We start from the raw sequence: 12,970 nt of genomic DNA on the forward strand, positions 1-12,970 counted from the left end.
CCGGCCCCGGGTGGGGCCGGCGCGACGCGTCACGTTCTGGTGGGCCTCATCACCACGCGACCTCTGCGCCAAGGGGAAGCCGTGGCGTCGTGGGCGCTACTCCGCCTGCGGAGGAAGCTTGGCGATGATCGGGTGGTCGCGGTCGATCTTGCCGACCTTGGAGGCGCCGCCCGGAGAGCCCAGGTCGTCGAAGAAGTCGACGTTGGCCTTGTAGTACTCCGACCACTGCTCGGGCAGGTCGTCCTCGTAGTAGATGGCCTCGACGGGGCACACCGGCTCACACGCACCGCAGTCAACGCACTCGTCCGGGTGGATATAGAGCATGCGCTCGCCCTCGTAGATGCAGTCCACGGGGCACTCGTCAATGCACGCCTTGTCCAGCACATCAACACAGGGCTGCGCGATGACGTAAGTCACGTCGTACTCCTTGTCTCACCCCCGCTTGCCCACGGGGGAGGCGGGACTCCAGAGCCTCTCAGGGAAACGGACGACGTGCGGGCGTCACCGGATCCGTGGAGCTCTGCAAGCTATTGGCACAGATGTCGTTCTCTTAGTATGGCGCTGGAGAACAGCCAGCGCACACTCGGGGGCCCGGATTCATGCACATGCGCGGACGACTGGTCCACAGAATCACCCATGCCGACGTCGGTCGGCGTGTCTCACTGCGAATCATCCTCCCCGAAGGCGGCTTCACCGATATCGTCGGAGTCGTGGAGTCCTGGGCCGAAGGTGTTCTCACCCTACGTCGCCGAGACGACTCGACGGTCGAGGTCGCCGAACACGACATCGCCGCCAGTCGTGTCGTTCCCCCCGTACCCCCAAGACGGCGCGGTAAGCGCCCCTAGACCCCACACGCAGGCATTCTTCGCCTCTTGCGGGGTAGAAGAGACTCAGCCCCGACCGCGGTTCCCCCCGACCGTGCCCTCGGGCCGACAACGAAGCACCACGCCCACACGTCCCGGTCCCCGGACGGACGGGCACAAGGCACGCGGGGAGGTGGCGCCCAAGATGAGGGAGGCAGTCGCGTCCGCCCTCGCCGAACTGTCCCGGCGAGACGAGCGGGCCTCCGACATGGCCCGTCTGGCACTGGACACACTCGCCCCCGAGCAGGACCTGCAACGCCTCAACCAGCACATCGTCCAGCGGTTCTGCTGGTACGAACTGCCGGTCCGCTTCCAGAACTCCCCCGACGACCAGTTGTTCGCGGTGCGCTCCCTGGGTCACCTGTTCCAGCTGTTGCAGCTGTACCGCTACGCCAACGTGTGCTCCTCCCCCGAGACCACCACCCTGCTCAAGCTGTACGAGAAGGACCACACCGCAGGGCTGGCCATGTTCGAACGGCTCATGTGGGAATCCGGGGTGGAGCCCCCCGACCTGCCGGAGCTGACCTGGGGCACCGCCGTGGGCGACGTGGAGCTGAGCGCGCGCAGGGCGACCGCGGCCGCCCTGGAACTGGCGATCTCGCTGGGCGACATCCGGCCGGGCAAGCGCGGCTGGCGGCCCGCCCAGGAGAGGTTCGCGCGTTCCTTCCTCACCCATCCGGACCATCGTGGTCTCAGCCGACTGGACCGGGTCCGGGAGGAGCGCGTTCGCGCCTGGTTGTCCTCCTCCGCCCACCCGCACCGGCAACGATTGTGGCCGCTGGTGGGACAGATCATCGCGGGCGCGGACGTGCCGCGTGACGTGGAGTCCGCCATGGCCCCGCTGTGTCGACTGCTCGACCTGGCCTCGGAAGGGATCGCCCTCACCCAGATCGGCTACATCTCTCCGAGCGTGGTGCGGAGCCTGTGCGAGGAGTTCGGTTGGCACGGCTCCCCGAACCCACCGCGCAGTGAGACCGACGCGACCCAGATCATCGCCTTGCACCAAGTGCTGCGCTCCATGCGCGCCGTGCGGCGTTCGGGGCGCCGGCTCGAACTGACCCGGCGGGGCCAGCGACTTCGTGAGGATCCCGAATCGCTGTGGCAGGCCGCGACCGAGACACTGTGCCGCACCGGCGGCATCCAGCAGGCCTCCGCCGAGACGCTCCTGGGCATCCTGTTGACCCGCTCGCCCCAGGGGCTGGGCTCGCACGCCCGACGTGGTGACTCGGACGCCGAGTCCGCCGAGCGGGTGCTCATCGAGTCCGGGTGGCGTCCGGTGGAACCTCCGATACCCGCCGGCAGGCACGCCGCGGCGCACCGTCGGGCCGCCGAGACGGCGTCGGACCAGGTACGCGCCATGGTGATGGCGGTGGGGTGGTTGTTGGAGGCGCTGGAGCTGGTCGTGGGCGATGAGAGCGTGGGGCGTCGGGAGCTCACCCCAGTGGGCCGGGAGTTCGCGATCGCCTGTCTGCACAAGTCCGCCGTGGCTCCGCGCGCGGTGGTCTGAGGCCGTCCTTGGGGTGCCCTTCGGGATACGGCACCCGCTGCTCGGGGGCCCCGAACAGGCCCTAACCTGGAGCGCGAACCACCCGCGACCAGCAGGAGCATCATGCCCACGACCGAACCGCCCCACAAGGCGGAACCCGACGACGCGACCGTGACCGGCACCGAGGGCGAAGGCCCCGGTGACCAGGCACGCGCCGCGGACCCGTGGGAGCAGATGCCCGAGGACGCCCTGAACCGTGCCGGGGTCGGTGTGGACGGTTCGGCGGAGACCGAGGAGACCGAAGAGAACGGAGGAGGCGGGCGCCCCGAGGGGACCAAGGCCACGGGCTCCAAGGGCGGCGAGAAGGCTCCCGCCGCGCCGAGTCGGGCGGACTTCATGCCCAGCCCGTTGTTCGTCCTGGTGCTGGGCCTGGCCGGGTTCGCGGGTTGGCTGTCCTGGCGCGCCATCGAACTGGAATGGGCCGCGGAGGACACCGCGGTCACCCCGCTCATCCCGCCGCTGTTCATCCTGCTGGGCTGGATCGTGTCGGTGGCGGTGCACGAGTTCGGGCACGCCCTGACCGCCTACCTGGCCGGTGACCGTTCCCTGCGCGGCTCCGCCTACCCGCGGTTGAACCCGTTCGGGTACCGACAGGCCTTCGGTGGGCTGGTCCTGCCCGTGGCCTACCTGGGTCTGGGCGGCTTCGGCCTGAACGGCCCACCCACCTACGTGGACTGGGACGCCATCCCGAACCGGGGCCGCCGCGTCATGGTGGCGTTGGCCGGTCCCCTGGCGAGCCTGTTGCTGTCGGCCGTGCTCGCGCTCACCGTCACGCTGCTGGTGCCGGCCGGGCAGGACAGCGTCAACTGGGCGATCTCCTCGCTGGCCTTCCTGTCCTTCGCCAACATGACCAGCGCCCTGGTGAACCTGCTGCCGATCCCGGGCCTGGACGGCTATCACGTCCTGGCGGCCTTCCGCGGCGCCAAGTGGACCGGGTTCGTGGCGGCCAACGGGCTGTTCTGCTCGATCGCCGTGTTCGCCGTGCTGTGGCTGCCGGGGGTCCGGGACCTGTTCGACACCCTCATCTACACGATGTTCGAGCAGATCCTGCCCAACCCGACCATCCCCGGGATGATGTTCCACGGCAAGCTGCTGCTTCAGTTCTGGGCCTGACCGGCCCACCGGTCGGCGCCCCCTGCTCCTTCGCGGGCGCTCAGTCCTTCGATCCGTCCGTGGGCGGATCGAAGGGGCTGTCGGGCGTTCCCGGCCTCAGGTCCGGCGGTGTCAGGTTGATCCTGCCGCTCGCCGTGGTCGCCCCCCGAGCGGCGGTCTGCTTCTCCCAGGGGATCGGCCCGGGCAGGGTGACGCTGCGCATCACCGCGGCGGCCAGGACGATCATGGACCCGAACAGGTACACGTAGTTGACCAACGCGGTGGAGAACACGATGTCCCCGCCCGGCAGGTAGCCGATCATGCCCAGCAGGGAAAGGACGTAGCCGACCGCGAACCCGGTGGCGCCGGACTGTCGGCGGCTGCCCCACGCCGCGAGCCGAGTGAGGGCGTACAGCAGCACCAGGAACACCACCACCCCGACGACGGCCCCGGCCTGAACGGGGAGGCCGAGCGGCCAGTGGTGGGAGAACCAGGACAGTCCGAACCCGGACGACACCCCCACCGCCGCACCGGTCGGAAGCAGGACGAGGAACGACAGGACGGTCATCGCCGAGGACAGGATGGCGGGCGGCCGGTTCCGGGTCCCCGCGACGGATTCAGGTGTGGTCACGAAAGACGAGGGTAGGCGCTCCCCGGGCGTGGACGTGGCCGGGGCCGGGAGCGGGCCCTCACAACCCGGAGAACAGGTCGCTCTCGTAACCGTCGGTGTCGGTCTTGGGCGGTGGCCCCATCAACAGCGTGAAGTGCTCGACCGCGTCGATCTCCTGGGCGATGTCGTTGGACAACGCGAATCGCTCCCCGTCCACGGTGATCTGGGTGGCGTGCGCGCGCATCGCCAGGGTCTTGGCCGCCCAGTGGTCGGTGGCGTCGATCCTGGTGGTGACGATCGAGTCGGGGGTGCCCCGGGCGATGTCGGAGACCTCGCGGGGAGGAGTGAAGGGCCCGACCTCCTCGTTCAGTCGGGCGATGGACTCCTCGATCCGGGAGACCGGTTGGGCGATGGCGTAGAGCTTGTCGACCTTCCAGGGCGTTCCCGGCAGGGCTCGTTCGTTGGCCTTGGCACAGGCCCGACGGGTGACCCGGTGGGCCTGGACGTGGTCGGGGTGCCCGTAACCGCCGTGCTCGTCGTAGGAGACCAGGACGTGCGGGCGCACCTCACGGATGATCTCGGCGAGCAGGCGGGCCGCCTCCTCCACGTCGGCGCCCCAGAAGGCCTTGGGGTGCTCGTTGGTGGGGCCGCCCATCATCCCGGAGTCTCGGTAGTGTCCGGGGCCGCCGAGGAACCGGTGGTCGCGTACGCCCAGCGCCACGCAGGCCTTGCCGAGCTCACCGATCCGGTACTCGCCGAGCGTGTCCTCGCGTTCGGAGACCAGGTGGTCGAGCCCGGGCGGGATCACCTCGCCCTCCTCGCCCAGGGTGCAGGTCACCAGGGTGACCTCGGCCCCTTCCGCCGCGTACTTCGCCAATGTCGCCCCCGTGACGATGCTCTCGTCGTCGGGGTGCGCGTGGACCATCATCAGTCGCCTGTCGCTCACGTGCCGAACGATACCTTCCAGATGGGGTTCTTTCCCGTAGAACACCCAGAACAGGGCAGGTCGGTCGACATTCGGAGCGCCCGGTGGATGCGATGGGACACAATCGGCCTATGAGCTTTCCTCGCCAACAGGCCCGGACCCAACGCTTCACGATCGGGGTCCCCCGTAACTTCCAGGTCTCCCCGCGGGGCGACCGCGTCACCTTCCTGCGCGGCCGGCACGGCACGGACAAGGCCACCTGTCTGTGGCAGTACCTGCCCGAGACCGGGACGTCGACGGTCCTGGCCGACCCCACCGCGCTCGGCGCCGACGACGAGAACCTTCCTCCCGAAGAGCGCGCCCGTCGGGAGCGGATGCGCGAACACGGTGGCGGCATCGTTTCGTACACGGTGGACGACGCCTTCACCCGCGCGGTCTTCACCCTGTCCGGCCGGGTGTTCTACGTGGACCTGGTCGGTGACGACGCCTCCCCTCGCGAGCTCCCCGTGGCCGCCCCCGCCGTGGACCCCCGGATCAGCCCCGCCGGTGAACGGGTCGCCTACGTGCACAAGGGCGCGGTCCGAGTGATCGACATCGTCGACAACGGTGACGAGGACCGCGACCGTCTCCTCGTGGAGCCGGACGGCGAACACGTCACCTGGGGTCTGGCCGACCTCGTCTCCGCGGAGGAGATGAACCGGACGCGGGGCTTTTGGTGGTCGCCCGACGGCGCCTGCCTGGCCGTGAGCCGGGTCGACGAGTCCGAGGTGAACCGCTGGTTCGTCGGCGACCCCAACCGGCCCGACCAAGAGCCGCAGCCGCTGCGCTACCCGGCCGCCGGCACCGCCAACCCGGACGTTCACCTGGCCGTGATCGCGGTGCCCTCCCCCGTCGCCTACCGTCGCGACGGCCGCCCCGAGCCCACTCCGATCGAGTGGGACCGCGAAGAACTGCCGTACCTGCCCACCGTGGGCTGGACCGGTGGACCGGACGGCAACGCCACCCTGGTGTTCACCGCCCAGAGCCGGGACCAGCGAACCCTCGCCCTGTTCAGCGCCGACCCGGCGACCGGTCTGGTCTCGCGCACCCGCACCGAGAGCGACGGCGTGTGGGTGGAGCTCATGCCGGGCGTTCCGGACTTCACCGCCTCCGGTGCGTTGGTGTGGATCGGCCGGGAGAACGGCACCGGCGAACGTCGGGTCTACGTGGGCGACAAGGTGGTCAGTGGCGACTCCTACGTCCGCTCTGTGGTGGGAGTGGACGGCGACCGGGTGCTGTTCGCCGCCTCCCCCGCGGGCCGTCCCGGGGACCAGTCGTTGTGGCTGGCCGACACCCGCCAGGGCACGTGCGCGCCGGTGGAGCTGCCCGAGGGCACCGACGACGGCCACGGCGGTCTGCGTGCCGGTCGGCTACGCGGCGACACCCTCGTGCTCCAGCACAGGTCGATGGACTTCACCGGGGTGCGGACCTTCGTGGTGCGAGGCGCGAGCACCGAGACCCGCCGCACCCACGGGGAGATCGAGAGCGTCGCCGAGGTCCCGGACCTGCCGGAGCCGCGCGTGAGGACCTGGCTCGCCGGGGAACGGAAGATCCCCACGGCGTTGCTCCTGCCGTCCTGGTACCGCGAGGGTGAGGCGCCGTTGCCGGTGCTGATGGCGCCCTATGGCGGTCCGCACGCGCAGCGGGTGCTCAACGCCCGTGGCGCCTACCTGTCCTCGCAGTGGTTCGCCGAGCAGGGCTTCGCCGTGCTCATCGCGGACGGCCGTGGCACCCCGGGCGTGGGCGTGGAGTGGGAGCAGGCGGTCCACCACGATCTCGCCGAGCCGGTACTGGCCGACCAGATCGAGGCGTTGGAGGACGCCGCCCGACGGTTCGATTGCCTGGACACCTCCCGGGTGGGCATCCACGGGTGGTCGTTCGGCGGTTACCTGTCGGCGTTGGCCGTGCTGCGTCGCCCGGACGTGTTCCACGCGGCGGTGGCGGGCGCCCCGGTGATCGACTGGACCCTGTACGACACCCACTACACCGAGCGCTATCTGGGCCTGCCACAGGAGCAGGAGGAGGCGTACACGGGTTCGTCGCTGCTCTCGGACGCCGCCAAGCTCGAACGTCCGCTGATGCTCGTCCACGGCCTCATCGACGACAACGTGGTGTTCGCGCACACCCAGCGGATGTCGGAGGCGCTGTTGGCCGCGGGCCGCCCGCACACGGTGCTGCCGCTGGCCGGGGTGACGCACAGCCCGTCGGACCCGGTGACGGCGGAGAACCTGCTGTTGCTCCAGGTGGACTTCCTCAAGCAGAATCTCCAGGGCGACCAGGGGGTGTAGCCCTGGGAGGGTTCGACGCGGGTCCCGGCGCCGGGGGGACGCCGGGACCCGCTCAGTGGCCGGGGTGTTCGGGGAGGATCTCCTCGTCGGTGGGCACCTGGGCGTCGACCGGCAGATCGAACCGGGCGAACTCGACCAGGTGGGTGAAGACCAGGGTCTCCCCGGTCTCGGCGATGGTCTCCTCGGTCTCCATGCGGCGTTCGAGGCGCAAGGGGTAGCCGGTCTCGTCGACCCAGAAGTCCAGGGTGGCCTCCAACGGCCCGTAGTCTCGGAAACCCTCCTGGACGTAGGTGGCCGTGTACCGGTGCCCGGTGCGTTCCGACAGGTCGCCGTCACCGAGGATCTCCGGGGGCAGATACTCGCTGGGCGCGGTACCGGTGCCCTGGTAACCGGGTTCGGCCATCTCCAACACCTGTCCGATCTCCTCGACGAGGTCCTCCCACTGCTCTCGGGGGTGCTCCAAGGGTTCCGAGCCCGTGTCGGAGTCCCGGTAGTGCAGCCGCTCCATCTCCTCCCCCGGCAGGACCTGGAGGTTCACGACCTCTTGGAGGTCGGATCCCAAAGCCATGGCCCCCATCCCGGTCGGTCCCAGGTAGGAGGCCCGGGAGATCGCCGGGATCGGTTCGTCGGTTTGCAGGTAGTGCACCGGGGTCGTGTCGCCGACGCTGTTGTGATGGTGGTGCTCGAAGGTGGTGAAGCTGGAGGCTTCCAGGGCGAGTTCGATCGTCTCGGCCATCACCGCATCGACGTTCTCGGGGGCCTCGGTAACAGTGGGGACGGAGGGTTCCTCCGCCACCGATCCCTCGGCGTCGGTCGAGGTGGTGTCCGTCGAATCCTCGGCTTCCCCGGCGGCGTCGTCCGCGTCCTCCCCCGCGTCCACGGCCAGCCACCCGGTGAGCAGCGCGGCGGCCAGTACGATCGTGGTCGCGCCCACCGATACTGGGACGCGGGAACGACGGACCCGGCGCGGTTCGGGGACGGTCACCCCGGTCCAGGTCTCGGACAAAAACCCGGACACGGTCGCGCTCAGGTCGTCTTCGGACCGGCCGGTCAGCTCCTGCAAGAGGCGCTGCGCGGTCGGACGTTCTCCCGGCTCCTCCAGCAGCGCCTCGCGGACCAGCGGGGCCAGGGAGTCGGGAACGTCTCCGAGGTCGGGTTCGGTGACGGTGACCCCTGAAGGCTCCCAGCCGGTGGCGGCGAAGCGCACCAGGTGGCCCCAGGCGAACACGTCGGCGGACCCGTTGGCCTCGGGCCCGCTCCCGCCCTGTTCGGGGGCCGCCCAGCGGGGGTTCCCGATCGGCCTCCCCACCGCCGAGGCGACCCCGAGATCCACCACCTTGGGCCCGGTCGGAGACAGGACGACCTTGTCCGGACCCAGGCCCAGATGGGCTCCGCCGAGGGCGTGCCAGGCGCTCAACGCCTCCGCCAGACCCACGGCCAGCGCGGTGAGCACGTCCCCGCGCAGCGGCCCGTGTTCGACAAGGTGCGTCGCGAGGGACCGTCCGGGCGCGTACTCGGTCGCGAGCCAGGGTTCGGCCGCCTGGATGTCGGAGCCCCGGTAGCCGGCTGCGCACACGACCCGCCCCCGAACGAGCCGGCCGACCTCCGCGGTGAGCCGGGCCCGCACGTTCGTGGCGTCGGCGACCTCGGCCGGGACGATCCGGACCGCCACCATGGTGCCGCCCGGATCCACGCCGAGCATGACCGTGCCCGCCGTGTCCCGGACGATCCGTCCGATCAGCCGGTAGGGACCCACGGATTCCGGGTCCCTGCGGCCCGGTGGCGTCACCTCCGGAGGAAGGAGGTCACGGTCCGGGTGGGGCAGGTCGGTGGACATGGAGCTCTCTCTTCCGGGTCGGGGGCGGAGGGGGCTCATCGGGCGGGGGACGCTAGTAGGGCGCCGCGGGGGCGTCCAGGATCCGAGATTCGTCGGGGACCTCGATCGATACGGGCTGGTCGAAGCCGACCGCGATCACCTCCCAGCCTTCCGCGCCCTCGAATTCCCCACCCTCACCCGAGGTCTGCTCGCGGTAGTGCTCGTACCGCTGGAACCGCCCGTCCTCGCCGATCCACAGGTCGAACACGTACTCCCGAGCCGTCGGCTGCTCATCGAAGTGGCTCTCCATCGTGTAGGTACCCGTGTAGTGGTGGGCCGGTCCGTGCTCGGGCCGGCCGTCGAAGTCGTTCCAGTCCCAAGCGGAGTCCGGCTGTACGGGTTCGACGACCCCCATGTAGTCGACCTGTGTATCGGATTCCGCTTCCAGCAACAGGGAGACGTACCACAGGAACGACCACTGCCCGGGGCCGAACTCGGCGGCGTAGTCCAGCGTGTTCGCGGGCTCGGGATCTCGGCCGTACGGTGCCGGATCCGGTTCCACGCCGGGCGGAGGGGTCATCGTGGTGCGGCCCAGACGCTCCACGCCCTCCCCGGTCAACAGGTCTCCCCCGAACGCCAGGAACTCGCTGTGGGTAGGGCCACCGTGGGAACCCTTGTAAAGGACCGGCCGCGGGTCCTCCGTGTACCGATGCACGAGGTACTCACCGTGCGCGTCCGCCGTGGTACTGCGTTGGTAGGCCTCGAAGCTCCCCACCTCGTTGGCCTGCTCGATCGCCTCGGTGAGCACGGCCGCCATGTCCTCGGGGGTCATTTCGACCGCGGGGGCGGAGTCCGCGTCCCCAACCCCGGAACCCCTTTCTTCCGCGGCACCGGCGTCCGCGGCGTCGGCCCGATCGTCTCCATCCGCGGCCTCCGACCCTGGCCCTGGCAGGCCGAGCCCGGGCACCCCTGAACCCGGCCACACGAAGATCCCCCCGGCTACCAGCACGAGCGCCAGCACGGCGGCGCCGACCCCCGGCCACGCCCACGAACGTTTCCGGCGCACCCGTGAGGTCTCCGGGGCGGAGATCCCCCGCCATTCGGTGGCGAGCAGGCCCGGTACGACCTCGGTGGGGTCGGCGGCGGCCACCGGTTCCACTCGGGTGGCGTTCCAGGAACCGGTGAGCTCGGAGAGAACCTCGGCGGCGGTCGGGCGTTGGCCGGGATCCTTCGACATCGCCCGGCGCACCGGGTCGGCCAGGGGCTCGACCAGCGCGGACAGGTCGGGTTCCTCGTTACGGACACGGTAGGACAACACGTCCGCCTGTCCGGTGCCGAAGGGAGCCTCTCCGGTCGCGGCGAACAACACCAGCCCACCCCAGGCGAACATGTCGGAGTAGCCGGTCGCGTCCTGCCCCATGTACTGCTCCGGTGCCACCCAGCCGGGGGTTCCGAAGAGTCCGCCGGTCGCGGTGAGGGCGGTGCCGTCGGCGGCTCGTGCGATCCCGAAGTCCAGCACCTTGGGTCCGTCCGGCGCGAGGATCACGTTTCCGGGTTTGAGGTCGCGGTGCACGACACCGACGGAGTGGATGGCGTTGAGCGCCTCCGCCAGCCCCACGGCCAGCGCGACAAGCATGCCGCCGGAGAGCGGGCCGTTCTCGCGAACGTACTGGCGCAAGGTACGGCCCGGTACGTATTCGGTGGCCAACCAGGGGGTGGCGGCCCGGGTGTCTGCGCCCAGGAAAGCCGGAGTACACGTGGCTCGGACCCGAGCCACCATGTCCACCTCACGGGCGAACCGTGCCCGAAAGTCGGGGTCGGCGGCGAACTGCGGGTGGACCACCTTGACCGCGGCCGAGGAACCGTCTTCGGCCACTCCGGCGTAGACGGCGCCCATCCCGCCCGCGCCGATGCGGCCCACGACCTGGTAGGTGCCCAGGGTCCGTGGGTCGGTACCGGTGGGGGGTTCCACTCCTTCGGGCAGGCGATCTTCACTGAAGGGAGGCTTCGGGTGGGGGGTCACTGGTTCTCCGTGTCGTCGGTGTAGGCACAGCTCTCCAGGGGAGCGCCGTCGGTGAGTGTGGTGTCGTGGGGGCCGATGTCGTCCATCCCGGGGAAGGTGAGACCCGAGTCGGCACCGGGCGCCGCGACCAACCCGGAGTAGACGCAGAACCCACCCGGATAGTCGACGGCGTCCTGTGCCCGCTCCCTGGTCGAGTCGGGCACGTGATAGACCACCCTCACGTCGTAGAACGCCAGACGGACACTCTCGGTGGGGTTGTCCGGGTCGAGGCGGGCGAGTACACCGCTGTTGCCGGCGGGGGTGAAGTCGAGACCCTCTTGGCCGGGCGTGATGGCGGTGACACCGACGAACTCATTGCTGTGCACGTTCAGGGAACCGTGGTCGGGCAGGTACTCCAGCTCGACGGTCAGTCCGAAGTCCTGGAACTCCGCGGTGGCGGCGCTGTCGAAGGTCAGTCGCAGCTGGTCCAGCCCCTCGCCCTCCCCGGAGGCGGGTTCGAGGCGGCGTAGGAGCACGGGTTCGGTTTCGGAGACGGGTTCTACCACGATCTCACCGGTCTCGTAGAGCTCTTGGTACTCCTCGGGGGCGTCGTCAGGGACGACGGCGTTCCCGACCGTCGCACCGCCCGGGGCGTCCGCATCGGCCGCGCCCGAGGTTTCCGATGGCCCCTCACCGAGCAGGGCGCGCAGCCCGAGTCCAGCGACCAGGACCATGACCGGCACCGCCGCGCCCAACCCCACGGCGAGCCGGTTCCGGCGGAACCGGCCCCGTCCGGGCGGGGCGATTCGACGCCAGTCCTGGTCCCCGATCGCCAGAACGGGCAGTCCGGCCCAAGCCCGACCCAGCAGTGCCCTGATATCCGCGGGAACCACGCCGCTCGGTGCCGCGACGTGCAGGGCACCGGTCATGATCCGCTGCAGTTCGGTGGCGGTGGGCCGCTGTTCGGGTTCCTTGCTCAGGGCCCGCTCCAGCACGTGGCGCAGGTGCGCGGGGACCCCGGTCAGGGAAGGTGGCCCGGAGAGGATGCGCGAGACGACGACGTCGGAGGGACCGGAACCGAAGGGACCCTGCCCGGTCGCGGCGTAGGCGACCAGCCCTGCCCAAGAGAAGATGTCGGAGTGCCCGGAGGCAGGGGCGCCACGGTACTGCTCCGGGGAGATCCAGCCCGGGGTACCGACCAGCCCGCCCGTCCGGGTGAGGGCGGTGCCGTCGATGGCGCGGGCGATCCCGAAGTCCAATACCTTCGGTCCGTCCGGGGCGAGGATCACGTTGCCCGGTTTCAGGTCCCGGTGCACCACTCCGGCGGCGTGGACCGCGGCGAGCGCCTCGGCGACCCCGAGTGCGAAGGCGGTCAGGGCGTCCCCGCGCAACGGGCCGTGGATGCGCACGTACTCCCGCAAGGTCGGCCCGGGCACGTACTCGGTGGCCAACCAAGGGACCTCGGACTCGGCGTCCGCACTGTGGAAGGCGGGAACGCAGGCGGCCCGCACCCGGCGGACCAGGTTCACCTCACGGGCGAAACGGTCCCGGAAATCGGCGTCGGAGGCCAGCGTCCGGTGCACGCACTTGACCGCCACCCGCCGGTCGCGACCGTCCAGGGCCGCGTACACCACACCCATGCCGCCGGATCCCAACCGTCCGAGGACGCGGAACGGGCCGAGGTGAGTGGGATCGTCGGGGACGAGGGGAGACACGCCCACGGGCAGGGCGGTGGATCGGGGCATGGAAATTCCGGGGGATCGATGCGGACGGGGGCATGGTGGAAGCA

Annotated in this window: 10 protein-coding genes; 4 read left to right on the forward strand and 6 right to left on the reverse strand. The window is 70.4% G+C overall.

The features are described 5' to 3' along the window. Nucleotides 1-96 precede the first annotated feature (96 nt). Entirely contained in the window at nucleotides 97-417 is a 321-nt protein-coding gene (gene fdxA, locus NLI01S_RS11595; protein ID WP_067603547.1) for a ferredoxin, read from the reverse strand. A gap of 182 nt (nucleotides 418-599) precedes the next feature. On the opposite strand from fdxA, the gene NLI01S_RS26330 reads away from it, so the two are divergent. From NLI01S_RS26330 to NLI01S_RS11610, 3 genes are all read left to right on the forward strand, one after another. Further along, the gene (locus NLI01S_RS26330) at nucleotides 600-845 is read left to right on the forward strand and encodes a putative acetyltransferase (RefSeq protein WP_067603550.1); all 246 of its coding nucleotides are present in this window, start codon (nucleotides 600-602) and stop codon (nucleotides 843-845) included. Between the two features lie 163 nt (nucleotides 846-1,008). Beyond that, a complete protein-coding gene (locus NLI01S_RS11605) occupies nucleotides 1,009-2,370 on the forward strand; it encodes a hypothetical protein (protein ID WP_067603552.1) in 1,362 nt (453 codons plus the stop codon). Nucleotides 2,371-2,472: 102 nt separating this feature from the next. Further along, the gene (locus tag NLI01S_RS11610) at nucleotides 2,473-3,522 is read left to right on the forward strand and encodes a site-2 protease family protein (protein ID WP_067603554.1); all 1,050 of its coding nucleotides are present in this window, start codon (nucleotides 2,473-2,475) and stop codon (nucleotides 3,520-3,522) included. Nucleotides 3,523-3,562: 40 nt separating this feature from the next. Here the strand turns inward: NLI01S_RS11610 and NLI01S_RS26335 are convergent, their stop codons facing one another. Together NLI01S_RS26335 and mshB are read right to left on the reverse strand one after the other, a co-directional pair. Continuing rightward, on the reverse strand, nucleotides 3,563-4,132 hold the full coding sequence (locus tag NLI01S_RS26335) for a hypothetical protein (protein ID WP_223809201.1): 570 nt from the start codon (nucleotides 4,130-4,132) through the stop codon (nucleotides 3,563-3,565). Nucleotides 4,133-4,190: 58 nt separating this feature from the next. Further along, a complete protein-coding gene (gene mshB, locus NLI01S_RS11620; RefSeq protein ID WP_190318440.1) occupies nucleotides 4,191-5,057 on the reverse strand; it encodes an N-acetyl-1-D-myo-inositol-2-amino-2-deoxy-alpha-D-glucopyranoside deacetylase in 867 nt (288 codons plus the stop codon). A 110-nt stretch (nucleotides 5,058-5,167) separates the two neighbouring features. Between mshB and NLI01S_RS11625 the strand changes: the two genes are divergently transcribed. Beyond that, nucleotides 5,168-7,363 carry a S9 family peptidase gene (locus NLI01S_RS11625; protein ID WP_067603558.1) on the forward strand — a complete coding sequence of 732 codons (2,196 nt, stop codon included), beginning with the start codon at nucleotides 5,168-5,170 and terminating at the stop codon, nucleotides 7,361-7,363. Between the two features lie 52 nt (nucleotides 7,364-7,415). Here NLI01S_RS11625 and NLI01S_RS11630 read toward each other — a convergent pair whose 3' ends face one another. From NLI01S_RS11630 to NLI01S_RS11640, 3 genes are read right to left on the reverse strand one after another with little or no spacing between them, the layout of a single operon-like run. Then, the gene (locus tag NLI01S_RS11630) at nucleotides 7,416-9,200 is read right to left on the reverse strand and encodes a serine/threonine protein kinase (RefSeq protein WP_067603561.1); all 1,785 of its coding nucleotides are present in this window, start codon (nucleotides 9,198-9,200) and stop codon (nucleotides 7,416-7,418) included. 52 nt (nucleotides 9,201-9,252) lie between these two features. After that, complete coding sequence (locus NLI01S_RS11635; protein ID WP_223809202.1) at nucleotides 9,253-11,151, reverse strand: serine/threonine-protein kinase; 1,899 nt, start codon at nucleotides 11,149-11,151, stop codon at nucleotides 9,253-9,255. 47 nt (nucleotides 11,152-11,198) lie between these two features. Next, nucleotides 11,199-12,926, reverse strand: coding sequence for a serine/threonine protein kinase (locus NLI01S_RS11640; protein ID WP_067603566.1), 1,728 nt, complete (start codon nucleotides 12,924-12,926; stop codon nucleotides 11,199-11,201). Nucleotides 12,927-12,970: the final 44 nt, after the last annotated feature.

The organism is Nocardiopsis listeri NBRC 13360 (assembly GCF_001570765.1).
In the GTDB taxonomy this organism is placed as follows: domain Bacteria; phylum Actinomycetota; class Actinomycetes; order Streptosporangiales; family Streptosporangiaceae; genus Nocardiopsis; species Nocardiopsis listeri.

Bases quoted from the DNA above. Each gene is read 5' to 3' on its own strand.
- NLI01S_RS26330 (WP_067603550.1), top strand. From the start codon at position 600: ATGCACATGCGCGGACGACTGGTCCACAGAATCACCCATGCCGACGTC.
- NLI01S_RS11605 (WP_067603552.1), top strand. From the start codon at position 1,009: ATGAGGGAGGCAGTCGCGTCCGCCCTCGCCGAACTGTCCCGGCGAGAC.
- NLI01S_RS11610 (WP_067603554.1), top strand. From the start codon at position 2,473: ATGCCCACGACCGAACCGCCCCACAAGGCGGAACCCGACGACGCGACC.
- NLI01S_RS11625 (WP_067603558.1), top strand. From the start codon at position 5,168: ATGAGCTTTCCTCGCCAACAGGCCCGGACCCAACGCTTCACGATCGGG.
- NLI01S_RS11630 (WP_067603561.1), bottom strand. From the start codon at position 9,200: ATGTCCACCGACCTGCCCCACCCGGACCGTGACCTCCTTCCTCCGGAG.
- NLI01S_RS11640 (WP_067603566.1), bottom strand. From the start codon at position 12,926: ATGCCCCGATCCACCGCCCTGCCCGTGGGCGTGTCTCCCCTCGTCCCC.